At 48.4% G+C, this 24,690-nt stretch carries 21 protein-coding genes; 2 read left to right on the plus strand and 19 right to left on the minus strand.

The window, feature by feature from the left end; genetic code table 11:
- Positions 1–23: 23 nt before the first annotated feature.
- From LCF41_RS20320 to glpA, 16 genes are all read right to left on the minus strand, one after another.
- On the minus strand, positions 24–1,898 hold the full coding sequence (locus LCF41_RS20320) for a heparinase II/III domain-containing protein (protein WP_225086074.1): 1,875 nt from the start codon (positions 1,896–1,898) through the stop codon (positions 24–26).
- A gap of 464 nt (positions 1,899–2,362) precedes the next feature.
- Complete coding sequence (locus LCF41_RS20325) at positions 2,363–3,220, minus strand: PTS system mannose/fructose/sorbose family transporter subunit IID (protein WP_225086075.1); 858 nt, start codon at positions 3,218–3,220, stop codon at positions 2,363–2,365.
- Positions 3,213–4,016 carry a PTS mannose/fructose/sorbose/N-acetylgalactosamine transporter subunit IIC gene (locus tag LCF41_RS20330; protein ID WP_225086076.1) on the minus strand — a complete coding sequence of 268 codons (804 nt, stop codon included), beginning with the start codon at positions 4,014–4,016 and terminating at the stop codon, positions 3,213–3,215. Before LCF41_RS20330 ends, LCF41_RS20325 begins: the two co-directional genes overlap by 8 nt.
- 11 nt (positions 4,017–4,027) lie before the next feature.
- The gene (locus LCF41_RS20335) at positions 4,028–4,522 is read right to left on the minus strand and encodes a PTS sugar transporter subunit IIB (protein ID WP_225086077.1); all 495 of its coding nucleotides are present in this window, start codon (positions 4,520–4,522) and stop codon (positions 4,028–4,030) included.
- Positions 4,523–4,545: 23 nt separating this feature from the next.
- Complete coding sequence (locus tag LCF41_RS20340; protein WP_225086078.1) at positions 4,546–5,721, minus strand: glycoside hydrolase family 88 protein; 1,176 nt, start codon at positions 5,719–5,721, stop codon at positions 4,546–4,548.
- Positions 5,721–6,200 (minus strand): PTS sugar transporter subunit IIA, encoded by a 480-nt coding sequence (locus LCF41_RS20345; RefSeq protein ID WP_225086079.1) that lies wholly within the window; start codon positions 6,198–6,200, stop codon positions 5,721–5,723. Before LCF41_RS20345 ends, LCF41_RS20340 begins: the two co-directional genes overlap by 1 nt.
- 234 nt (positions 6,201–6,434) lie before the next feature.
- Positions 6,435–9,047 carry a sigma 54-interacting transcriptional regulator gene (locus LCF41_RS20350; protein ID WP_225086080.1) on the minus strand — a complete coding sequence of 871 codons (2,613 nt, stop codon included), beginning with the start codon at positions 9,045–9,047 and terminating at the stop codon, positions 6,435–6,437.
- 564 nt (positions 9,048–9,611) lie between these two features.
- Positions 9,612–10,811, minus strand: a complete 1,200-nt coding sequence (locus LCF41_RS20355) for an MFS transporter (RefSeq protein WP_225086081.1) — start codon at positions 10,809–10,811, stop codon at positions 9,612–9,614.
- Entirely contained in the window at positions 10,792–11,421 is a 630-nt protein-coding gene (gene purN, locus LCF41_RS20360) for a phosphoribosylglycinamide formyltransferase (protein WP_225086082.1), read from the minus strand. The genes LCF41_RS20355 and purN overlap by 20 nt, the downstream gene beginning before the upstream one ends.
- Positions 11,418–12,707, minus strand: coding sequence for an amidohydrolase family protein (locus LCF41_RS20365; protein ID WP_225086083.1), 1,290 nt, complete (start codon positions 12,705–12,707; stop codon positions 11,418–11,420). Before LCF41_RS20365 ends, purN begins: the two co-directional genes overlap by 4 nt.
- Positions 12,700–13,374 carry an HAD family hydrolase gene (locus LCF41_RS20370; RefSeq protein ID WP_225086084.1) on the minus strand — a complete coding sequence of 225 codons (675 nt, stop codon included), beginning with the start codon at positions 13,372–13,374 and terminating at the stop codon, positions 12,700–12,702. Before LCF41_RS20370 ends, LCF41_RS20365 begins: the two co-directional genes overlap by 8 nt.
- The gene (locus LCF41_RS20375) at positions 13,367–13,924 is read right to left on the minus strand and encodes an inosine/xanthosine triphosphatase (protein WP_225086085.1); all 558 of its coding nucleotides are present in this window, start codon (positions 13,922–13,924) and stop codon (positions 13,367–13,369) included. Before LCF41_RS20375 ends, LCF41_RS20370 begins: the two co-directional genes overlap by 8 nt.
- Positions 13,914–14,783 (minus strand): thymidylate synthase, encoded by an 870-nt coding sequence (locus tag LCF41_RS20380; protein ID WP_225086086.1) that lies wholly within the window; start codon positions 14,781–14,783, stop codon positions 13,914–13,916. Before LCF41_RS20380 ends, LCF41_RS20375 begins: the two co-directional genes overlap by 11 nt.
- 584 nt (positions 14,784–15,367) lie before the next feature.
- Positions 15,368–16,579, minus strand: coding sequence for an anaerobic glycerol-3-phosphate dehydrogenase subunit GlpC (glpC, locus tag LCF41_RS20385; RefSeq protein WP_225086087.1), 1,212 nt, complete (start codon positions 16,577–16,579; stop codon positions 15,368–15,370).
- Entirely contained in the window at positions 16,576–17,838 is a 1,263-nt protein-coding gene (gene glpB / locus LCF41_RS20390; RefSeq protein ID WP_225086088.1) for a glycerol-3-phosphate dehydrogenase subunit GlpB, read from the minus strand. The genes glpC and glpB overlap by 4 nt, the downstream gene beginning before the upstream one ends.
- A complete protein-coding gene (gene glpA / locus LCF41_RS20395; protein ID WP_431191547.1) occupies positions 17,828–19,498 on the minus strand; it encodes an anaerobic glycerol-3-phosphate dehydrogenase subunit A in 1,671 nt (556 codons plus the stop codon). Before glpA ends, glpB begins: the two co-directional genes overlap by 11 nt.
- Before the next feature lie 309 nt (positions 19,499–19,807).
- Here glpA and glpT point away from each other — a divergent pair, with 309 nt between their 5' ends.
- The gene (glpT, locus tag LCF41_RS20400) at positions 19,808–21,157 is read left to right on the plus strand and encodes a glycerol-3-phosphate transporter (RefSeq protein WP_225086089.1); all 1,350 of its coding nucleotides are present in this window, start codon (positions 19,808–19,810) and stop codon (positions 21,155–21,157) included.
- 86 nt (positions 21,158–21,243) lie between these two features.
- Here the strand turns inward: glpT and yigL are convergent, their stop codons facing one another.
- Together yigL and pldB are read right to left on the minus strand one after the other, a co-directional pair.
- Positions 21,244–22,044, minus strand: a complete 801-nt coding sequence (gene yigL / locus LCF41_RS20405) for a sugar/pyridoxal phosphate phosphatase YigL (RefSeq protein WP_107170491.1) — start codon at positions 22,042–22,044, stop codon at positions 21,244–21,246.
- 100 nt (positions 22,045–22,144) lie between these two features.
- Positions 22,145–23,182 (minus strand): lysophospholipase L2, encoded by a 1,038-nt coding sequence (gene pldB / locus LCF41_RS20410; RefSeq protein ID WP_225086090.1) that lies wholly within the window; start codon positions 23,180–23,182, stop codon positions 22,145–22,147.
- A 131-nt stretch (positions 23,183–23,313) separates the two neighbouring features.
- Between pldB and rhtB the strand changes: the two genes are divergently transcribed.
- Positions 23,314–23,934, plus strand: a complete 621-nt coding sequence (gene rhtB / locus LCF41_RS20415; protein WP_225086091.1) for a homoserine/homoserine lactone efflux protein — start codon at positions 23,314–23,316, stop codon at positions 23,932–23,934.
- Positions 23,935–24,045: 111 nt separating this feature from the next.
- Here rhtB and rhtC read toward each other — a convergent pair whose 3' ends face one another.
- Entirely contained in the window at positions 24,046–24,669 is a 624-nt protein-coding gene (rhtC, locus tag LCF41_RS20420) for a threonine export protein RhtC (protein ID WP_225086092.1), read from the minus strand.
- Positions 24,670–24,690 lie beyond the last annotated feature (21 nt).

A 24,690-nucleotide genomic window follows, 5' to 3' on the forward strand; every position in this document is an offset into this window, starting at 1 on the left:
CGATTGAGAGCAGATTACAGAAATCACGGAACAATCGTGATAGCGATTCTATAATCAGATTTTGCAGGTATTGTCTTTTGTACTGCCAGCATGGATGTCCCTGCATTGTCCTTCTGTCGGCTATCGGCTGGAGTTGTCGATAGCACGCGAAATTCAGCAGAGTCATCATGTTTCATCACCCTGATAGTCTTGCCATCTTTGGTCAACAGTGCAGTGTTGCCAGTAATATTGATCTCGGCAGTTGTCACCATCGCCCAGCGGTATATTTTTGGGCTATAGATCCCCTGTATTGAGTCGCTAATTGTTATTTTCTTTCCATCTAATCGGAATGCTCTGGTTATTTTTTCCGCAACATGAGGATAGGCAGGCGTTAACTCAAGCATTGCCGTTGATTGCTTTTCATCCCACATTAATGTCGCCACACCGTCAGGACTCTGATTTTCTCCATCAAAGGTGAGAGTGTTATGGCTCAACGCAGACACGCGGAAATACAGCGGCCGCACAGCACCATCAAAATAACCGGGGAGATTGTAATAATCTTTACCGAGATCGTTAGCCCAGCGAATGCCATCATATTCCAGAACAAAAGAGCCAAGATCCTGATGGGCATGATTCGCTTTATTGTCACCAGACTTAATGCCTAACCAGACATTTCCCTCATCTGAAAATCGCTTTTTATAAATAAAAAGAGCCGAGGGTCCATGAAACAAAAAGTTATCTTGTGTCGTTGCGCGACTGACATTAACCGCTTGCGGATACCACAGCGCAAATAACGGCAGAAAGCGATCGAATTCTCCCCACGCTTTCCCTTCCGCCGAGCGCGCCAGCGCTTTCTGCATTTGTCCTCTGGCAGCATCAATAATCAGGTCTTGTTTATAGCGATTGCCAAACCATGCGTAAGCGGGTGTATAGCCCTGATCTTCTACCGCATCACCATAGTTAAACCCCTGCCCCGAGAAACCTTCTATAGCAAAACGATACCAGGGCGTTTTTTCCAGAACCGCATCAGACGATAAACCATAATCCTGACCAAACGCGCTGTTCAGCATTTCCTGCGCGAGAATGCGATAGGTTATACCGTAGCTCCAGTAAATAGGGCATTCGGCACTGGCACCGTCAGGTTTATAAGCATCCAGCCCCATTTTCAGCGAGGGGATAATCGTGTTGAGTAACGCTTGTGCCTGTTCGGGATAATAATCGGCCGTTGCGAGAACGGCGGCGAGTACCCCACCGTTACAAACCTCATTCCAGTTGGTTGCCCACCACGGAAAACCCAGACTGGACGCCGCGGGATTTTTTTCAGCATAAGCCTTTACCCCCCAGTTAATACCTTTCTCAAGCAACGCTTCCCGAATTTTCTTTTCTTCTTCGGAGGAGAGTTGGCTATAAAGCCAGTCATAGCCGATAGCAACGGCAAACATCATTTCGCCAGCATCAAGAAAGCGGGATTTCGCATTCCAATCAGGGAAACCAGAAATTGCCATCATGGTTTCTTTGGCTTTGTTAGCGAAACGCGCATCGCCAGTGATTTGCCACGAAAAAGCATTATCTAAGATAATCTTGATGGCTTTGCGTGAGGTATCCAGTAATGAAGGTGATGCATCATTTCCAGTCAATTTATAATGAATGGCAGGTTCCTTAAGGCTTTCCTCCGCCCTTCTGACAACTTCATCAACCAGTTTTTTCATGCCCTCATCACTTTTAGCCTGCGCTTTAATATTTTTTATATCCTCTTCATTCATCAATAACCTTGGATGATCTTTTTTTAAATTTTTAATGACTGTATCGCGAGTAAATATATTGATGGTGTTAAATTCATGAGCTTCAGGAACAGCTGCCTGTGCGGGGTTTATCATAAAAATAGAGGTAATCATTATCGCCAGAGTGGTTCTATTCATGATTCGCATATCTTCCTGTGTATTTTATTATCCAACAGGAATAAGCAAGGCTGATGCCAGAAGAGAAAAAACGTTTACTTTCAAAAAACTAAAATAGAGTGTTCAAAAATAAATGCGTCCGTTATTAGTGTCTACGAATACTCAGACGCTAAGCGATACATAGCTCACAGAATAATCATCGTTGTGCTTCATTATCGCCTTGCGCACCATGTCGTGCGGTTATGTTTTAATGATATCCTCGACACTACTTTTCCATTATTTCCCACATCCATGAAAAAATAGCGGAGAAATGTGCACAGTCTCACAATACTATTTTTCCTACGATAGCTAGCAAGTTAAATTTTATTCTGCTCGCTCTCTTGTTTGACGCGAACGAGAGCGCGACATATCAACGCCGCGCTCCGCCTGACAACAATCCACCTGCAACAATAAGAAACGCCTCCCTCGAATGAGGGAGGCGAGATTTAGATGATGCCAACGCCCGCCGCAGCGAAGCCTAAAACAATCAACAGAATAAGCACCCGATTAGGACTGACTTTCTTCTGGAGCAGCTTGAAACACCCCAATACCAGCAGCAGCGGAATGAGGCCGACGCATATCTTGTCGAGGATCTCCTGCAAGATAAAAGGCTGTCCGGCGATGGTGGTTTGATAGGTCGCGGTAAACTTCACCATACTGGCGCTCATCGCGCCGACCATCATCAAACCCATAATCGACGAGGCTTTGGTAATACACCCCAACAGGCCTGACTGGGTCGCCTCCGCAATGTATTTTGACCCCAGCCGATACCCCATCACTCCGCCATAATAACGCACCAGATAGCTGGGAATGTTGTAGACCAGCAAGAAGAGCAAGGGGCCGAGCGGATTCCCCTGAGAGGCTAATCCGATAGCTATCCCGGTCGCGATGATGCGTAACACACCGTAGAAGAAAGAGTCCCCCACTCCCGCAAACGGCCCCATCAGGGCGACTTTGATGCCGTTGATACTGGATTTATCAAAGTCAGGGTTACTGGCGTTCTCTTTTTCCATCGACAGCGTCAACCCCATAATGAAGGGAGCCAAGTGCTGGTTGGTGTTAAAGAACTGGCTATTACGCTTTAACGCATCAAGATAGCGATGCGGATCCGGGTAGATTTTTTTCAGCATCGGTGCCAGCGCCCAACCGTAGCTCAGCCCTTCCATACGCGTGAAGTTCATCGACCCCAGTAGCTGAAACTGACGGAAGAACAGCTGGCGAAACAGTTTTTTCTCGCTCTTATCATCGTTGTATGCGCCGACATGCTTTGTGTCGCTGGCAGAGTTTGTTTGGATATCAGTCATTGAAGAACCCATCCTTATCGTCTACAGAAGCCGCAGGAGCAGCAGCAGTATTCTGTTTGTTGGCTTTGAGCTGGTTGAACTCGTTAAAACACAGGTAAACAGCGATAGAGGCGGCAATAATCGCGATCCCCATGATCGGCAGCTTTAAGTAGGCCGCCATAGCGAAACCGATAAAGAAGAACGCGGCGATATTACGGTTCCACAACGCCTGGAGCAGAATGGCAAAGCCCAGAGCGGGAAGCATGCCCCCCACCGCAGTCATACCACGCATAACAGTACCGGGGATGCTTTCCACCAAACTCCGGATGACATCCGTGCCATACAGCACGCCAAAGAACGCGATCACCGCAAACGGTACGCCGTAGAACAGGGTCATCCCCAGCGTCATACCGAGCGCCGCACGATCCCTGCCTTTTGCAAGTAATGCGTCATATTTCTCGACCAGACCGGTGTAAATCAGTTTCTCAACCTGATAAACGAAGACCGCCAGCAAGCTGATAGGTAATGCCAGCGCTACCGCAACGGCAGGCTCTGCGTTCGTTAAAATCGTAAAAGCGGTAGCCAGCACCGAACCGACCGCAAGGTCGGCAGGCACCGAACCGCCGATGGTAATGGTGCCAAGGAAAATGAGCTCCAGCGCGGCACCAATGATAATCCCTTGCTGGAAGTCGCCCAGCACGAACCCGACCATCGCGCCACACACCAGCGGGCGTTCAATCAATGGCTGCCCCAGCGTATGGTCGGCAAATTTGGCGATATACATCACCAAAGCAATAAGAAGCGCTGTTGTTAACATGGTGACCTCGCTTAATGGGCGCTATCCAGCATTTCAATCAGGTTTTTGATTGGATGTGAGGGTAAGACCTGATACTCCACCGCAACGCCACGTTCAGCAATTGCATGAAAATCAGCGACATCCTCCGGGGTGACATAAACGGTGTCGCTGATCCTCGTTTTTGCCGCCAGGTTGTCGGTAATACGTCCGTAGTTCGCAACGTTTAACGTTTTTATCGCAGGAACCTGTTCAATCAGGCGTCGGGCATCCGCGGCGCTATTAATGATGATCAGAATGTTCATACTGTCGGAACGGGAGTCATTCAGTACATCAACCGCATCAGCCACCGTCATAATGGCGCATTTGGCCGTATCCGGTGCGGCCATGCGTAGCGACATCTTTTGGACGTCGTTATTCACAATCTGATCGTTCGCAACCAGAATGCGATTCACACCGAGGTGTTTTGTCCAGACCACGGCGACCTGTCCGTGAATCAGACGATCGTCAATACGAATCAGAGAAATCATGGTGCTACTCCTGTTATTAGAATTTACCAGTAGGGGGTCCAGATTCGGGTAAGGCGAATCAGGGCTTCGAACCAAAAGTAATCGCCCCAAAGATTGGGCTCGTTAATCCCCATGTTGCGACCAAAGTTATAAACACCTTCGCACAGCAGCCCGTCGGAGTGATGGGCAAAATAGTGCTGACGCAAATTCTGCGCGATCAGCGCGATAGCATGGTGATAGGCGGGACGCAGCGGATCGGTAATCGGCAACTGCTTGAGCAGTTCCGCCATCCCGCATACCGCAATCGCGGCCGCAGAGGTGTCACGATACGCGTTGTCCTGCGGCGTGAAGATGAGATCCCAATAGCAGACGTGATCTTCCGGTAGCCGGTTGAGAAAGTAGTGAGTCAGCTTACGGGACAGTTCAGGAAGCTCGCCATCGCCGGTATAGTTAAACCCCAGCGCAAAGCCATAAATGCCCCAGGCCTGCCCGCGAGCCCAGCAGGAATCATCACTAAATCCCTGATGGGTGTCGCCACGCAGCGGGCGGCCGGTATGGACATCCATATAAAACGTATGAAAAGTTGACGCATCATCTCTGACCAGATATCGCGCAGCCAAAGCAAGATGGCGCTGCGCAGCCTGCCGATAGTGAGCTTTTCCCGTTTCGTTCGCGGCCCAGAACAAGAGAGGAACGTTCAGGTTGCAATCAATAATCATGCGCCCCTGACGTGCCGGATCGCTGAGATCCCCCCACGCCTGAATCACTCCCGCCGTTTCGTTATAGCGCTGGTATAGCAATTCGGCAGCACGTAGCGCGAGTGAACGGGCGCGTTCGTTACCGGTGAGACGCCACGCATTCACGCAGGACAGCAGATACAGGAATCCTAAATCATGGGTATCGACCTTGATTCTGTTATCCAGCCGCATTTCAAAGCTGTCCAACAACCCCTCCGCCACCTGACGGTATTTATCGTCCCCGGTCACTTCCCAGGCCAGCCACAACATGCCGGTCCAGAATCCTTCCGTCCAATCGACCTTTTCGACGGCCAGATAGCGCCCCTCGCTGGCGCTGGCGGCAGGAAACGTGTGGCTAAAACGTGGCAACATCTCATCCAGCCTTTTCAGGACATCCTGAATGGCATCGCTGAGCCACGCCTGAGAAAGCGGAGGTTGATGTGCCGCATAGCGGGCATCCAAGGGTTCAAGAATCACAGGCATTACGCTGGCTCCGTAGTAAAGAAATCGTCGGAGCCATCCTGTTCAGCGCTAAAGTTCGCTTCACGCGCCGCCTGAAGCTCTGGAACGGCATTCATGTACTGCATACCTTCTGTCGCCATCGTGATAGCTTCGCGTACTCGCACCGCGATATCACTGTTTTCAGACAGACAAAACGCCATCAGCATGATCAGATTAGCGCCGCTGATCACATGCATATGCGGGTACTTCACCATCAACTGCACCGCCGTATTATTGACGCTGCCTCCCTGCATATCGGTGAAAAGCACCAACTCATTGCCACGTCGCGCCGATTCCTGTGCCATCTCACTGAAACGTTCGGCCAGTTCAGCGGTAGAGCCGATATCGCCACAATAAGCACAAATAGGCTGAATCCCATGATCTTCGCCAATCAGTAAATTCAGGGCGGATACCATCCCTTCGGCGTATCGGCCATGACTGGCGATATAAACTTCTCGCATAACGCGTTCCTTAATTTATTTACGGCAACGGGAAGCATTAATGCACTTACCATGCCACCTCTCTATTTTACTGTTTTTATTGAATTTTATTATTGAAATTAGACGCTAAAAATACTGTCCAGATCGATATAACGCAATGTGTCGAAACGCTGTGCCAGCGTATTGACGTCGGCACAGCATCTTGCGCAGGAAATAAAAGGAGGCGGTACTGGCTGATGAGTCAGCACCTGAGCATTACAGCGTGGGGTCTGAGGAAATCCAGGGCTCCATGATTTCATAAATCATCAGCACTTCTGTCAGTGGAACGACAATATGATATTTACGATTGAGCACCTGGAAAAAGGTATCGTGAACCTCGACAAACGCCAACTGATCCGCTGTCAGTTCTGAATCATCACGATGGCACATTCCTGTATTGACCATAACCCGCTCAATCATCAGTGCAATATGCATAAACAAATTAATACGCAAATAGCTTTCAAAATGAATTTTATAGAAAAATTCATACTGTTTAATGACTGCTTCCACTTCATCAATAATGATAACGGGGTTAAGAAAATTAAGACGACCAGCAACGCCTTCTACCGTAAATAACTTAACGACTTCATCAATCATCGGTTCCATTCCGCCGGGAACCAGCAGATCGGTAAAATAATCCCGAAGCAGGATGTCAACCTTCTCTTTTATCAATTGCTCCACGCTAATAATGGGAATATAGCCCGCATCAAGATCGGTTGTGGTGATGACAAGTCGCGTACCATTTAATGCCGGATCGGCCTGTGATATTTTATACTTCAAATCATCATATTCCATTGTCACAATATCTATTGCATCAGAGGCTAGATAGCGGAATACAATGTCTTTTAATTTTCGGGAAATGCCTTCACCCGATATACATGAAATAATAATTTTATTGCCGGGTAGCATGCCCGCATAATAGCGGGTTTCAACCTCATAGGCGCCTTTTACACTGTCGATAATCTCTTCCATTGACAACCGATGCTGAATCTTAGAGGCAATATCCAGCGCCATCGCGGTGCTAACATTATTAATCACGAGCAGTTCACCATGAAGATGCAATTTTATTTCTTCATAGATTTCCTTCAGCGATCCCATATCAACCAATATAATCAACCCTGCACGCTGCTTAATGCTATCCAGGTGGGCGATCAACATATCGATCATTTCACGTGTCGACGTCGAATTGGGCATATCAAACGCTTTAAAGTAGTATCCCCCGGTTAATTGGTTAGCAACGCCCGCAATGCTGGAAGCCGTCGAGCGACCGTGGGAGACAATAACACCCTGAATCAGGTCATCATCGCCGGATAATTTGTTCATGGAGCAGCTCAGCAGCGGCATAAGCAAAGGATAATCGGTGTTAGTCACAAATTTTTTCAGCAAGAAGATACATTCAAGCGCCAGCAATCTGGCTTTCGAAGAAACATAATCGGTGATAGAGGAAAGTTCATTGATAGGTTGCGTTTCCCACGTATTGCTCATGGCGTAATGCAGGCAAAGCCAGACCGTTTTTCGATAATCCGCGTTGCATTCAATACCCGTCTGATTCTCCAATTCATTGATAGCTCGCATCGTGTTTTGCCAGATATAACCACGATAGAGTTCATCTTGTTGAACGGTGCAATTAAGCGTGGTGAGCAAATGTTCAAGCTTTCGATTTAATAATAAGGTATTCCCGCTGTGGCAAAACTCCTTGAATATCACGTCATCTCGCATCGCTTTTGGCAACAGAGAGGAGACATCGAGGGCAGTAGAACGTTTTCGCGCGGAGAACACCAACATTTCCCCATTCATTTGGCCAGACTGAGAAGACTGCAATTCAATATATTCGGCGTGCTGATTTTCACTCCATGCGCCGGCACACATCACCCTGATCTGGTTTTTCAATTCGCCAATATTGCCCCGGATAGGAGATGCCACCAGCTGGTGCATCAACAGACTATCCATATGAATATCGCGATTCAGATCGCGCGCCTCACGTCGTAAAAAATACTCGACCTGAGCCACACGCTCCGTTAACGGACGGGAAATAAAGTTCGGTAATGCGATACGAATGGGGATCCTGCGGCGAAACGTATTCAGCAACACGGTATCGACATTTTCCGTCGTGGCAAAAATAAAACGGATCGCCGCCGCTTGACGGGCTCGATTATCCCCCAAGCGATAAAAGTAGCCCTTATCCATAAATAAAAAGAGTTTTTCCTGATTCTCCGCCGATAAACGATGCACTTCATCCAGAAACAGGACGCTGCCATCAGCGTCATCAAAGGCACCTTTTTTATCCCGATCGGCACCGGTAAATGCTCCCTTGATATAGCCAAACAGCGTAGCGGAAAGCAGCTCAGGATTATTGGCATAGTCAGCACAGTTGAGTTCTACCAGCGGTTTATCCAAGGCAACAATGCCCCGATCCTGCGCATAACGATGGATCATCGCCGCCAAATGGCTTTTCCCGACGCCACTCTCTCCAGAGATCAATATTGGCAACCCTCGGCCAGGGTAATTCACTGCGGCACGACAAGAAGAGATGATTTTCTCCAGACTCCCCCCTGCACCAATCAGTTCGCCAAAAACATCGTCATGCTGTGGCGGTACGCTGATCTCGGGTTCGGTTTTTGGGTGTCGGGTCTCCACATAAAAACGGACAGGACGGGTATTTTTTTTATGAAGCTTACCCTCGTCGCACAGGCGATTAAGGTAATGGCTGATAACGCTACGGCTCACCTGAATAAAGTCCGCACAATCCAGCGCCGTAAACCCATGCGCATTGCTGGCATAGTGCGTGATGATACTTTGGAACAGTTTATCCTTCGCTGACAAAGCCATGAGCGGATTCCACCGTGGTGAGCAGGACAGTGTCCATCCTTTTTTAGACACTAGACACTATGAATTTATTGAACACTAGTGACTATCTGCTCTATGGCGAAAAAATAAAACACTGTTTTTACTTTGTTGTGATCGTCTTCGCATCCCGAATACTGTTGGATGGCACTGGATCTCAGGCAGGCAATCTCCAGCACAACGTCTCAATTAACCAGCGGTGAATGGCTTATGGCAGTGGAAAAAGAAGGAGACTTACAGAAGAGCTTAAACGGCATTGTCAGGCGCGTTCGACAGGCAAAAAAAAGCCAGCACCCGAGCTGGCTAAATAATACTGGAAGCAATGTGAGCAATGTCGTGCCTTCACAGGGAAGCTGGAGTGTCGTGAGCACCATTAGTAACACAGGTACGCGACATCATTCCCCCGGAACGCACTGCAATAATAATCATTATCATTCGCACTTGTAAAGTTCTTTTTGCGATAAATTCTTATTCTCAACAAGAACCGAAGGATTACTTGCAGGGGACCTTCAAGCCTTACTTTCCACCCTCATCCAATGAGTTCATCAGCTAGGAAGACTGAACCTGGTGAATCGAACCAGATAATGACACCTGTCGATATGCCAACACCGACGAGTACAATGCCAACAGGCAACAGCAAAATGAGAAAAGGAACATAGCAGGATAGCCAAAAACAGAAACTATGATGCCCCCGATAAATCCAGAAAACAAAATGCCAATATCAAAGCAAGATTCATAGGTACTGAGAGCAAGACCGAGATGCTCTTCCGGCATACTTTTTAAAGCAGGAAGAGCGAGCAACGGATATACCATAGATAAACCAAATCCTGTAAGGAAAGAACCCAGCATTGCCTCATACGGATGGGATGATAAGCCGATCAACAACAGACCTATCGCCTCGATTGTCAGTGAGAATAGAGTCATTTTTAACCCCGAACTGTCAGCCTTCCAACCAAGAGTCAGCCTCGAAATAACATATCCCACGCCAAAAAGAGCAAGCGCAACAGCCGAATTTTCTCCCCAGTCATTCTGTATAAAATAAAGAACTAAAAAAGTGGTAATAGAGGCATAACCAATATTAGCTAATGAAAAACCAGATCCGGCTTTCCATATTCTTTTAACAGCAAATAAGAGTGTCGCGTGTGTTTTATTCGGATGCACAGCTACAGGTTTGACGATTAAAACAATGATAAACCCCAGAGCGGGTAACATTGTCATTATAATCGCGGATAGAGTGATACCAGTGTGATAATAAGACCATATGCCAAAATAATTGCCAATAGCTAATCCAAGAAACATTGCTATTCCAACCCAAGACATAATTTTACCTGCATGTTCCCTTCCAACCAAACCAATCGGCCAAGTGCCACTACAGGTAAAAATAAGACTCTCACCTATTCCCATTAGTATACGTGAAATAATTATTACAGAAAAAACCGCTTTTCCTGGGTCCAGAAATGCAAATGATAGATAGCATAATAAGCCAGAAAAAACAGTTAAACATAAGCCTACCACCATACCTTTCCTCGGGCCATGATTATCGGAATATCGACCGGCGAGCGCACGTGATAGCAAGGTGGACACAGACTCAACCGCAACCACAAGACCAACATAAAATGCAGAATACTCAAGCACTTTATTAACATATAAAGGAAGGATTGCCAGTGACAACCCTAGGCTGACAATAGCTAAAAATAGTATACTTGCAACACAGATCGCAGCAATAATATTATTTTTTATCTTGTACATCGAAATATCCTTCATAGCTAACTCTATTATTCACTATTTTTATTCTCCCATCCAAAAAAGCACGAATGGCGTTATATATCATTTTCTTTTCAGCCTCAACAATACTCTCTCTAAGCTGAGATTCGCTCATCCCATTAGTGATTCTAACAGGCTCTTGATCAATTATTGGACCAGCATCAACGTCTTCATTAATAAAATGCAACGTTGCTCCAGTCACTCTCAACCCTGCTTGCAACGCTTTAAGTTGCGCTTTATCACCGGGAAAAGCAGGGAGAAGTGATGGATGCGTGTTCATTGTTTTGTCACCAAATCTCTCGACAAATTCGGGAGAAAAAATTCGTCTAAAACCACCTAAAATAATCAAATCAACTTTTTCTTCTATTAATTTTTCCGCAATTTTCTCTTCGAAATCATATCGATTTTTATAATCATGATGAGCTATTTTTGTAACTGCAACACCGTCGAAAATAGGTTTACCCTCGGGAGAAAAATCTCGGTTATTTGTTAAGACAAGGCTTAACTTTGCCTGAGAGTATGTATCCTTGATAGCATCTTGCACAGAGGTTAAAAGACTTCCTCTCCCTGAAAACAAAAAAGCGATGCTTTTCATATTATGATCTTCCTTCTAATTGCAGAAAATTTTTCGTTGTTACCTTCTAAAACAGGGTCTATAAATTGACCATTATTCAGGCGAATTTCGCCATTCACGATTACTTTACAGGGATTCTCATAGTGCAACATTTTCAGTAATGAAATAGGTGTATTGATATAATCAACACCGATGCATGTCTTATCAAAGAAAATGAGATCTGCTTTAAAACCACGAGCAATTCTACCCACATTCATCAGACCAAGAGACTTCGCTCCCCCTTCTGTAATCATATGAAGAATTTTTCCGGCATCTACTTTCGTGTCAAAATTGGCATCACCATGATGGTATAAGGCAAAAAGCGCGTCAAAAGTAAGATCATTTCCAGGATTAACCATTGCAGCATCGGTACCAAGCCCCAGGTCCAAATGAGACGAGAGTCGACGTAATGGTAAGGTGCCTGCGCCAACAAAACTATTACTTACTGGGCAATGGATAATATGACATTGTGTTGATAACAGAATATCTAGCTCACTATCTGATAGGTGGCAACAGTGAATAAGCGTTGTATGCTTATCAAGAATACCCAAACGAGCAAGACGCTCAACGCCGCTCACATCAAATATTTTTCGGTGAGAATCAACCTGATATGCTCCCTCATGAATGTGAAGAGTAAACTTTTTTTGATGGTGATTAGCAAGCTGGTGTAATTTTTTAAGTAAAATGTCATCGGCAGAAAGTTCAGATGCGGTAGCCGGTAGAATAGTAATTAATTCGGACTGGTATTTTTCCTCAGCAAGGAGGTATTTATAAACAATCGTTTCAACACTTTCATTTTCTGGACCTTTACCATTGCCTACCCATTGATTACTCTGACAAAAATTTACTACACACCGATTTTTCACCTGTTGTATCGCACGTATATCACTTTCAATTCGGCTTGTAAAAATACCAACTGTTGTTATACCTTTCTTCATAGCCATCATTAATGATTTAAGCGAAGCAACATACTGACCTTCAGCGTCCTCCAGCGTATTATTTCGATGCACAGAATCAAGCACCACATCAATAGGAGATGCATCTAAGATGCTTCCATAAATCTCTTTACTCGGGTGAAGATGAGCATTGACAAGCCCAGGTAAGACGACGAATTGTTCTGATGGTATAACTATTCCTTCGACATCATCCTTCCTCCTTTCGCCTACGTAAGTTATCTCCCCCCCAATCATCGAGATATCTCCTTGAACTAACTTCATTGAAGTCGAATCAAGGTAACTTATATCCCTAAAGATAAATTTCTTATCCATTGGTGAGTTCCATAAGTATTTTTTTAATAGGTTGAAATGAGTTAAAATCAGTATAATGTAGTGTTTTCATCCCCAGTTTTTCACAAGGGAGAATATCGTTATTAATACTATCCCCTATCATAATGGCATTTTCGGGTTGCACATTAAAATCCAGAAGAATTTTTGTGAAGAAATGAGTATCAGGCTTACAGTCAGGATAACGATTTCCAAAATAAAAACGACTAAAGAATGGAAAAATCTTAGTATGCATAAGCTTCCGGCGCTGGACGGCCTCCATACCATTACTACATATCACCAAAGGAAGCCTGGAGCTTAACTGTTTAAGTAAAGGAAGCCAGTCACTTTTCAACGCACAATTTTCTATATATGCATTCCAATATGTTTCTTCAATAACTTCATAATCAGAATCTTTAACGCCGAACCAATTATATATATAGATAAATCTCTTTTTTAATAATGTAGCAATATCAATTTCACCAAATTCAAACTTTGACCAAAGTGTATGGTTCCGCGCCTCATAGCTGAAAATAAATTCACTAAAGTCATACAGGGCATCAGCATAATTTAGACGAATCATTAGGTCCGAGATTCTCTGTATAGCCTGATAAGCCCCAGTTTTATGGTCCACAAGAGTATCATCAATATCAAATAAAATTAATTTAATCACCCATCTTACCTTTCTCAAGAGCAAGTGAGCCAAATGCACATTTCAACGCGGTTTCAAACTCATGAACTCGCGTATAAAGCCCATTGCTGAGCACGCCATTAGTGCCAAGCCTACCCATATCTGCTTTTGATATATGTGGGTATAAATTAAGAACTACATCTGATAACCGGATATCTTTTGAAAGCTTTTCTGTGACATCTTCAGGTAACATGACTTTGCCACTACAACCATAGTGATATTTATTTTTTTTCGTATCTTTAATAACCGCCCACCCATAAACAAAACTACCAAAAGATGTTTTTTCTGTTAACCCCTCCAGAGCAATAATATAATCAACGTGATAATTGGTGTTGCTCTCAACATTATCAATACGTATATAACATCCCTTTATAGCTTCGTCATCATTTTCAGGTGTTTCGCTTACACCAGAAGAGACGATATGATGACTAAGTGTGAAGTTCGGGAAAAGATTACTACATATATTTTTCGTAGATGATATTTTCGCTTCGTTATTTGAGGCCAAAATAATAGTGACATGTTTATTCTGCATTAGCATGAATCCATTTCATAACGGTGGTATTTTCATTGCCAGTCAAAATATCTGACAGCGTTTCGCTTGCTGACTCAATAGCAGGCATTCTCGTTATAAAAGTATCATCAGAAAAATTTTCTATAGCTTCATATGCTTTTGAGATATTCTTATCATATATTTGGGTAAATGTGGTTTTCATTATAGTATATCCCAAATCAAGATTTTTAACTCCATTTTCAATCAAATCTTTCCAAACCAACTCGTGAATAAAAGAGAAAAAACCCATGTCGTATGGAAGACCTGTAATTACATCTGTACTACGGGAGATTGTTTCACAGAATAATTTATTATTTTTTATATAAAATTGCATTCCAAGCGTACATGGGAAATCCTTTGTGTCAGATTTATGGTAATTTTGGTTTATATTTATAATCGCTCTTCTTGAATCCCTATTTTTAAGTAGAACACTTTTCACCCAATTATACTGATTACCATATGACTCAACCGTCTCATAAAAAACATAGTATCCATAATTAGAATTTACATTCCCATCTTCATCTACAAGTGTCATCCAAAATTTGGATGCTTTTGCAAGCCCAGTTTCAGCTTTAAGGTTCCCACTGAAATAAGCCAAAAACTCACGAGAAAGATACTTTATTGCCCCATCACGAAGATGATGAAGTCGGTTACGTGGATCTTTAAGTACATAATTTACCCCATAGGACTGTAATGCGTCTCCCGCTCTGGATGAAATTCGCTTTCCAGAAGTTTGAATATGATAAATTCCTTTTTTTACAAGCTCATCCACGGAAGAGCCGCCAATGGTCACAAAATCCTGAATCTCTGAAGAGGTGTTTTCTGCAATATCAAAGCTCATGTTCTCTCCTTGTATCATAAAGCTTATATATCCGTAGTACGTCACCCAATACCCCAACGACATACTGGTACAGGCTCTTGGAGAATGCTGCTGTGTAGTTCGATAATTTTAGAATGAAATAACATTTAAAGAACTGGAATTAACACTTAATAAGATATGTCCAAAAATAATTTTTATCAAATGTTTTCTAAAGATTAATTAAGTAAAAATAAACAATGAGATAAAGATAAAAACATTAACATCATAATAATTAAATCATGAATAATTAGGAATAAACAAATAATTAAATATATAATTAATGTATGACAGGTGGAGACTTACACCATTATTTATATGTTCAAGTTAATGAATTACGTCACTTATCATGGTAAGTCGTTAGCTTATTAAAATATAGTTTTATACGCCAACCTCCGAGGAAAGCAGAAAGAGAGAAATTTGAATTATTTAGCGTATAACACGCCTTGAGGATGCTTCACTTTTAAAATAATGTGACTGAAATAAATAAGATAAGTGGCTATTACGTGAGCGCTTTATATTTCGTGTTTCCGAGCGTTAAACGTTCGGAAACACGTTATTGCAGATTGTTACTCTGACTGCACTAATGACCTCGCCAGCAGCGTGATCGGGTGTTCGCACTTTTTGCTGGTCGACATCTCAATCTGCCACTTGCAGGTTTCGCAGTCCGTCACCACGATATCGACTCCGCTCTCTTCAATCTGCTGGAACAGCGGTGCGCCAATGCCTTGTGACGTGGCGTAATTCTCTTTCTTGAAGCCGTAGGTGCCCGCAATACCGCAGCACTGGGAGTCCAGCATCACCAGTTCAAGACCGGGGATACGTTGCAGCAGCGCCAGGGTATACGCTGTCCACCCCATTCTCTCCAGATGGCAAGGGGTGTGATACGCCACCCGCAGCGGTAAGTGACGCAGCGGCAGTGTTCGCCCCTCTTCTTCCAGCAGGCGATAGAGCTGGCGCGTCACCAGTTCGATGCCATCACGCACGTGGCCGTTATCCACGCCCAGCAGATGCGGGTACTCGTCTCGCAGCGTGAACGTACAGCTGGATGATGTCGCCACCACCGGCAGGGATTTCTGATTGATTGCCTCATCCAGCGACGTGATATTCGCGCGTGCCTGCTTTCTGGCCTTGTCGTGAAAACCATTGGCGATCAGCGGTACGCCGCAGCACTTCTCTTTATTCAGCAACTGCACACCAATCCCCATCGCGTTAAAGACCTGCACCAGATCTTTACCCAACTGTGGATGGTTGTAATTCACATAGCAGCCGTGAAAGTAAGCGATCTGCTCATCATAAGCCTGCTGTTTTGCTGCCTGCTGACGATACCAGCGCCGGAAGGTGCCGAACGAATATTTCGGCAACTGGCGGCGATGGTCAATTTTCAACGCTTTATCCAGCAATTGGCGCACCGGCTTCAGGCTGGTCGCCGTATTGACCAGCGGCGCAAACGGCGTGGCAATCGATCCCATGAAATCGGTATGGCTCAAAATGGCATCGCGCAATGTCGGCTTGTGGCTGTTGTGCGTCGCTTTCGCACGCTGAATGATGTCGCCAATTTTAACATCCGACGGGCACGCGACTTCACAGCGTTTGCAGTTGGTGCAGTATTTCAACGCGTCATCATACAGCGCCGGGTCTTTACGCCGCAGGCGTTCGCCGTCCGGTCCGGCCTGTTTCGGGCCGGGATAAAGCGGATTCACGCGCGAAACCGGGCAGTACGTGGTACAGACCGTACATTTGATGCAATCTTCAAAACTGTTATCGCTAAGCAGGCTCATGAGTTGCCCTCCGTCAAAATCTGTTCGGCAACATGAAGTGCGCTGAGCAAAGAAACGCCCGCCCCACATCCCTGTGCAATCGGATCGAAACCTTCCAGCACCGCGCCGATGGCATACAGATTGCTGATCGTTTCACCGCCAATACGCGGGTGCAGATGCTCATCGACAATCGCACCAAACTGCATATAGGGCTGCGGCGCAAACACATCCTGCTGGCTCCAGCCCTCGCGCAGGTCAGCGAACCGCACATCCAATCCAAAGACGGGCTCGGTCACCCGATCGAACTGCGTCACCAGCCCGTTGCTGAAGAAACTGCCGCTCGCCAGCACCGCGTGCTTCGCCCGCAGCGGAATATCGCGGTGATGGTGGCTATGGACGGCAATCTCCTGCGGCGATAGCGATGCACGCACCGCGCGATCGCCCGGCATCACCATGCCACCCAGTTGGCGAAAGCGCTGCGACAGCGCCTGATGCAAACGCAACCCGAGCACTGACGGCGGTAATGTCGGCAGTAGCAATACCGGTTTACCGAGTGCATCAGCCAGTTCAGCCACGATCGCGGGGCTATCCAATCCCAGACAGGCGGGCATGATGATGGCATCGTTGCCGTTGGCCAGAAGCGACAACTCCTCCACCAGCGCCGAACGATTTTCCGGTCGGTCGAGCACGCGGGCGATATTTACCGCGCGAAATTCGCTGGGGTTTTGGCGTAATCGATCCAGCACGGGCAGCTTGAGTTCATCACTGCGCGCCGCAATTCCCTGCGTCTGAAGCGTGCCAGCCACGATACGGGATTGAAAATCCAGAAAACCGTCGATACCGGCAATCAACGGGTTATCGCCAAATCGGGAATCCGGCAGGCCACGCGTGACGCCATCGACCGGGCTCAGCCAGCATGAACGAAACTTACCTAACGGCGTCATACGCCAGTGATTCTGCTGATGATTGCCTTGCAGAGAGAGAGTGCTACGCTCCAGCAATGCTTCAACCTGTGGCAACAATGCGGCAACCGCCGTCGCTCCCATACGCGAATAAGGGTGATGAGGAGCCTGACGCGCCAGCTCGTCTAGAGCCTCAAGCGGCTGGCTCACGCGCTGTCCATCGGGAAGATGGGAGAGTAAATCCAGCGCACCGGAAGAAAAATGCAGCGCATTCTGTCCGGCGCTGATGATCGCGCAGCGTTTTCCCTGCTCCGCTAAGCGGATACCGCAGGTCAGCCCCGCCAGCCCGCCACCGATAATCACAACGTCATAACGCATGGCGATCCTCCTGACTGTCGCTGGCCGTCAGGCCGCACAAACCCTGATAAACCCAACTGGTGAATTCGCTTTCACGCAGGGCATTGCCCCAGGCAATCGGCCGAATGCCTTTCCAGCGTTCGTTCAAAAACTGGCTGAGCTGCGTGAGCGACTGCTCCGGCGTCGCAGTGCCCAGACGGCACAACAGACCTGCCGCACGACAGGCGCACAGTTCCCCCTGACAGGTGCCCATGCCAACGCGAGTACGCCGACGCAGGTCAATCAGGTTATTCACCTGCAATGATTCAACGGCGTAGCGCACTTCCCCCGCCGTCACGGCCTCGCATTCACACACCAGGCTGCGATCCAGACGCTCACCGGACAGCATTCTTCCGGCACGTTCACCGTGGCGATAAATCGCCGAACCGCGCAGCGGTGCCGAGAGCGGTTTTGCTGGTGGATAGGCAGACAGCGCATGGGGAACGGTTTTCACTTCATCCAGTGATTCCGATCCGGGCAGCGGCGTCTGTGCCGTCGAGCAGGCCACGTCATGACCCAGCTTTTTGCAGACGGCGTCCGTCACCCATTCCGCCATCAGGCGATAGGTCATCAGCTTGCCGCCAGTGATCGTGATAAACCCTTCCAGTCCGTCGCGACTGGCGTGGTCGAGCAGCACAATGCCACGGCTTACGCTACGACCGCTGGGATCACTGTCGCTGGCAACCAGCGGACGGACACCAGCATAGGCACGCAGAATTCGCGTGCTTGCCAGCGACGGCGCCAACATGGAGCCTTCCCGCATCAGCGTTTCCACCTCGGCAGGCGTCACCAGTATGTTGTCGATTTGGTCGTAGTCGATGTGGGTTGAGGTCGTGCCGATCAGCGAAATAGTGTCGCCCGGCACCAGAATGTCGGCATCCGCCGGTTTGCGGCAGCGGTTGATCACCATGTTGTTGATGCGGTGCCCAAGAATCAGCAGTGCGCCCTTTGCCGGGAACATGCGCACGCGCAGATCGGCATATTCCGCAATGTGTTGTCCCCAGATACCGCCCGCGTTGACGACCACCTTTGCGTATATTTCTGTTTCCACAGCTTTTTTATGGTCGAAAACGCGCACACCGGTAACCCGATCGCCCTGACGAATCAGCCCGATAACCTCATGATAGGTCAGCACTTCCGCGCCGTGCTCGCAGGCATCGATCATGTTGGCCGCTGTCAGGCGAAAAGGATCGACGGAACCATCCGGTACGCGCACCGCGCCAATCAACGCCGGATTAGCTGCCGGCTCCAGCCGCAGCGCTTCCTGCGGATCTATCGCCTGGGCGCGAATCCCCGCTTGCTGGCAGGCGGTAATAAACTGCGCCTGCCAGCCGAGATCGTCTTCCGGTAACGTGATAAACAGGCCGTCGGTGGGTTCAATACAGTGACGGGCAATCCGCCGGAGAATCTGATTCTCTTCAATACATTCGCGGGCAGACTCGCCATCGGTTACCGCGTAGCGGGCACCACTGTGTAACAGGCCGTGGTTACGCCCAGTCGCACCGGTCGCGATATCATAACGTTCAAGCAACAGGCAGCGCAGTCCGCGCAGGGCGCAATCCCTTGCAGTACCTGCTCCCGTCGCGCCACCGCCGATGACAACTACGTCAGTTTCACGCCAGTTCCCAGTATTTTGCATCATATTCTCGCTCCGGGCGGATGGTATATGTTGCTATTGGGACACAGAAAGAAGGGTTAATGTTTGATAAAGAGCAAAAACGAACACTAAACGAAAATAAAGAGGTATCTAAAAACAATAAGTGTGATTAAGGTCACTAAAACCACACTGTGGAATTTTCCGATTCTGTTAACATGAGCGCAAAAATCGTCACAGTTTCATAAAAGTGTAACATTAGCGTCATGAATCACACTCATTTGCACGCTATCCCCTTACAATAACGTTCGTAATAGAACAAAAAAGCTATCGTTTTTTTTCGCATTGGAGATATCTATGCTGAGTATTTTTAGACCCGCAGCCCACCAGGCGCGCGTATCGCAGGATCGTGTCGATCCCCTCTATCGCCGTCTGCGCTGGCAGATTTTCATGGGGATCTTTTTTGGCTACGCCGCCTACTATCTGGTACGTAAAAACTTCGCACTCGCCATGCCTTACCTGATTGAGCAAGGCTTCTCGCGCGGCGATCTTGGTTTTGCGCTGTCCGGCATTTCCATTGCCTACGGTTTTTCCAAATTCATCATGGGTTCGGTATCTGACCGTTCCAACCCGCGCGTGTTCTTGCCTGCTGGTCTGATTCTGGCCGCTGCCGTTATGCTGTTCATGGGCTTCGTACCGTGGGCAACGTCCAGCATCGCGATTATGTTCGTTCTGCTGTTCCTGTGCGGATGGTTCCAGGGAATGGGATGGCCGCCGTGCGGACGCACCATGGTTCACTGGTGGTCACAGAAAGAACGTGGTGGGATCGTGTCCGTGTGGAACTGTGCTCACAACGTCGGTGGCGGTATTCCTCCGCTGCTGTTCCTGCTGGGTATGGCCTGGTTCAACGACTGGAAAGCCGCACTCTACATGCCAGCCTTCGCTGCCATTCTGGTTGCGCTGATTGCCTTTGCGCTGATGCGCGATACCCCGCAATCCTGTGGTTTGCCGCCAATCGAAGAGTACAAAAACGACTATCCTGTTGATTATAATGATAAAGCAGAAGAAGAACTGACAGCGAAGCAGATCTTCATGCAGTACGTTTTCCCGAACAAACTGCTGTGGTACATCGCTATCGCTAACGTCTTCGTTTACCTGCTGCGTTACGGCATCCTCGACTGGTCACCGACTTACCTGAAAGAAGTGAAACACTTCGCGCTGGATAAATCCTCCTGGGCTTACTTCCTGTACGAATACGCCGGTATTCCGGGTACGCTGCTGTGCGGCTGGATGTCCGATAAGGTGTTCAAAGGCAACCGTGGTGCAACAGGCGTATTCTTTATGACGCTGGTTACCATCGCAACCATCGTCTATTGGATGAACCCAGCCGGTAACCCTGGCGTGGATATGGCCTGTATGATCGTCATCGGCTTCCTGATCTACGGCCCGGTTATGCTGATTGGTCTGCACGCGCTGGAACTGGCACCGAAGAAAGCAGCAGGGACAGCAGCAGGCTTTACCGGTCTGTTCGGCTACCTCGGTGGTTCCGTTGCCGCCAGCGCCATCGTCGGCTACACCGTTGACTTCTTCGGTTGGGATGGCGGCTTCATGGTCATGATCGGCGGCAGTATTATGGCTGTACTTCTGCTGATTGTTGTTATGCTGAATGAGAAAAAGCATAAAGCAGAGTTAGCCAGCCGCGCCTAACCCGCTCTTGTAAGCATCCCTCTGGCGGCGTCATGATGACGCCGCCTTCGTTTGTACCATCAATCACCGCGTAACCTCTGCGCAGATTATTTCAGAAACAGCTCCCGCAGGTAATTCGGCACAGCGCTGTCTGCGTTAGACCCAATCACTTCACGATCCGGCAGTAAATCTTTCAAGCGCTGATGCGCGTTCTGCATGACGCAGCCTTTACCCGCCATCGACAGCATTTCGTAGTCGTTCATGCCATCACCAAACGCCACGCACTCTTTGAGCGAGAAGCCGATAATCTTCGCCACCTGCTCAAGCGCATGGCCTTTCGATACGCCGCCCGCCATCACTTCCAGACACGTGAGCGTCGAAAAACTCACGTTAACGCGATCGCCCCAGCGCGCGTTGATCGCTTCTTCCAGCGGCAGCAATTGTTCATGGGAATCACAGGTAAAGAACACCTTGCTAACGCCATCGGTTTCCAGCAACGCAGGCTCAAACAGCTTGTATTTAAAGATCGACTCTTTGAAGAAACGCTCTTCTTCCGCACGCGGACGGTTCATAAACCACTCGTCATCACGATAAACGTGCGTCAGCATATCGGGGTTATTGTGTACGACGCTGTAAAGGTCGCGGGCAATGTCCTGATCCAGATTGTGACTGAAAATCAGCTCGCCCTGCGAGTTATGCACTCGTGCGCCATTCGAGGTAATCATAAACGCGCTGATGCCGAGATTATCGCGGATCTGCGCGACATCCATGTGGTGCCGTCCGGTAGCGAACACAAAGTGAATCCCTTTTTCCGTCAGCAGCCTGAGGGTTTCTTTCGCATACGGGGACAGCGAGTGGTCAGGTGACAGCAGTGTGCCATCTAAATCGGAAGCAACGACATGGTACATAACGATGAGATCTCACTTCTGGTGTGTTGTAGCGGCACGCGCCGCAAAAAATTAACGAGGTGACTCCGCGTCCGTTAAGCGGTTTACCAACAGCCTACAATCAATGATAACGCGCAAAGTGTGCCAGAATCAGCGCAAATGCCTGAGCGCGGAGCGTATCCGTTTCAAAGAGAATTTCATGCCGCGCACCGGGGATAACCTGTAAAACGCCATGCGCATTGGCGTTACCGCTCTGCGCCAGCGCCTGACAAAACGCATTCTGGCTGCGGTTATCCACTACGCGCTCCTCTCCTGCCTGTAGCAGCAGAAGCGGCGTAGTGACCATGCTGGCCTGTGCCTGCAACTGTTTCCCCGCCTGTATCGCTTCACGCACCCAGTGATAAGTGGGGCCGCCGACGCGCAAATCCGGTGAATCCGCATAAAATCGAATGCTGCGCTGGTAGCGTTCACGGCTGTGCGTCAGCACATTCATCCGATAAGGCAACGGGCGCCACTGTCCGGTGCCGATGGCGTAATAATCGCGTATTGCCGGGCGACGCTCTGCCCAATCGACAATCCACCCCACGACGCAATGAGGAAGCGGCAAGCGGATACCAAACATCGGCGCGCACAGCGCCACGGCATCAAACATCGCGGGCTGACGAATCAGCAACCGTGCCAGAATCGCGCCCCCCATTGAATGCGCTAACGCAAACCGGTGGATATATCGTTTAGGGCCAATGTGCTGCTGACACAGCGTTTCGGCATCATCAACATAATCGCTGAAGCGCACGACGTGTCCGCGGTGGCCGTCTTGCAGCACCCGCCCAGACCGACCTTGCCCACGGTGATCCATGATGAGTACATCATAGCCGCTATGAAAGAGGTCATAAGCCACTTCGCTATATTTGACATAGCTTTCGATACGGCCTGAAAAGACAACGACAATCTTGTCGTGCTGTGACGCGGTAAAACGAACAAACCGGATAGGCACGTCATCAACGCCAGGGAATTCACCCTCTTCGCGCTGACGCCAGAAATCCAGTAATTCTCCGGTAGCAAAAGCGGCAAACTGCGCTTCTCGCGTTAGCAGGTTCGAGGTTAACCCCTCAGGCGTTAACCGTTCCGACGTAAACAACGTATTGTGGCGTTGAACCATCACACCTCTCCGGTGACGCGGGAAAACTAAAGCTAGCGGAAGAACATGACAAGCGGTAGAGCACCAGCGTATTGTGACATAAAAAACAGACAGACTCTCGTAATACAGAACGTGATTCAGGGGTATGCTTCATGACATTGGATTGGTGGTTAACCTATTTACTCACAACGCTAATTCTCAGCCTGTCGCCCGGTTCTGGTGCCATCAACACCATGAGCACCGGAATTAGCCACGGCTATCGCGGCGCAGCGGCCTCGATCTGTGGTTTACAGGTCGGGCTGGCGATTCATATTGTGCTGGTCGGCATCGGGCTGGGCGCGCTGCTTAACCAGTCCGTACTGGCTTTCGATATGCTGAAATGGCTGGGCGCAGCGTATCTGATTTGGCTGGGGATTCAGCAATGGCGTGCAGCTGGCGCACTGGATCTTCAGGCGATTGCCAGCGCAATGCCGCGCCGTAGACTCTTTAAACGCGCGGTGCTGGTGAATCTAACCAACCCAAAAAGCATTGTGTTTCTGGCAGCGCTTTTCCCGCAGTTCATTATCCCCCACCAGCCGCAGGCCGCACAGTATCTGGTGTTGGGCGTCACCACCGTTGTGGTCGATATTATCGTGATGATTGGGTACGCCACGCTGGCCACGCGCATCGCCGGCTGGCTAAAAGGCCCACGGCAGATGAAGATGCTTAACCGGATATTCGGTTCACTGTTTGTGCTGGTTGGCGCGTTACTTGCCACCGCGAGAAAAGCCTGATGAAGGAGCGCGCCGTCATAAATGGCGGCGCGTTTTTTCCTCAAAGAAAGGGGGTTCCTACGGCTTTTTCTCCACAGAACTCGCGCTGAGAGACATCCTCGCAGGGAAAAATTAGCGAGAGAAAATCAGGTGCAGACCAAATCCGGTAAACAGCACGCCCGCTACGCCATCTACCCATTTCGCCAAACGCTGATAGCCGCGACGCATGGCCGGTAGGGCGAAAACGACCGCAACCAGACTGAACCAGATCAACGTTTCAATCGCGATCAGCGCAAACAATCCCCAGCGAGCACCGCTGCCGACGCTATCGCCAACAAACAGCGAGAACACGCTGCCGAAATAGATCAGCGCCTTCGGGTTAGCCAGATTCGTCAATAACCCGCGCATAAAGGTTTTGCCACGCTGAGGCAAAACCACCGCTGTCTCTTGCGTGGTTTCCAACTGCGCTTTACTTCGCGCGGAACGCAGCATCTGCCAGCCCATCCAGCACAGGTACAGCCCACCGCCGACGGCAATAGCCGTATGCAGCCAGGCCATTTTTTGCAACAGCAGGTGCAACCCCAGTAGCGCAATCGCCGCCCAGACCACCACGCCCAGAGAAATACCCAGCACGCCCATCATCGCTTCACGGCGGGAACGGCTGGCAGCGGTTTGTGAAACGAAAAAGAAATCCGGCCCAGGGCTCATCAGCGCAATGAAATGCACCAGCGCCACCGTCAAAAATAGCATCAGCATGTTGGTTTTCCTGTTTTTAAA

The sequence above is a fragment of the Pectobacterium colocasium genome (genome assembly GCF_020181655.1).
In the GTDB taxonomy this organism is placed as follows: domain Bacteria; phylum Pseudomonadota; class Gammaproteobacteria; order Enterobacterales; family Enterobacteriaceae; genus Pectobacterium; species Pectobacterium colocasium.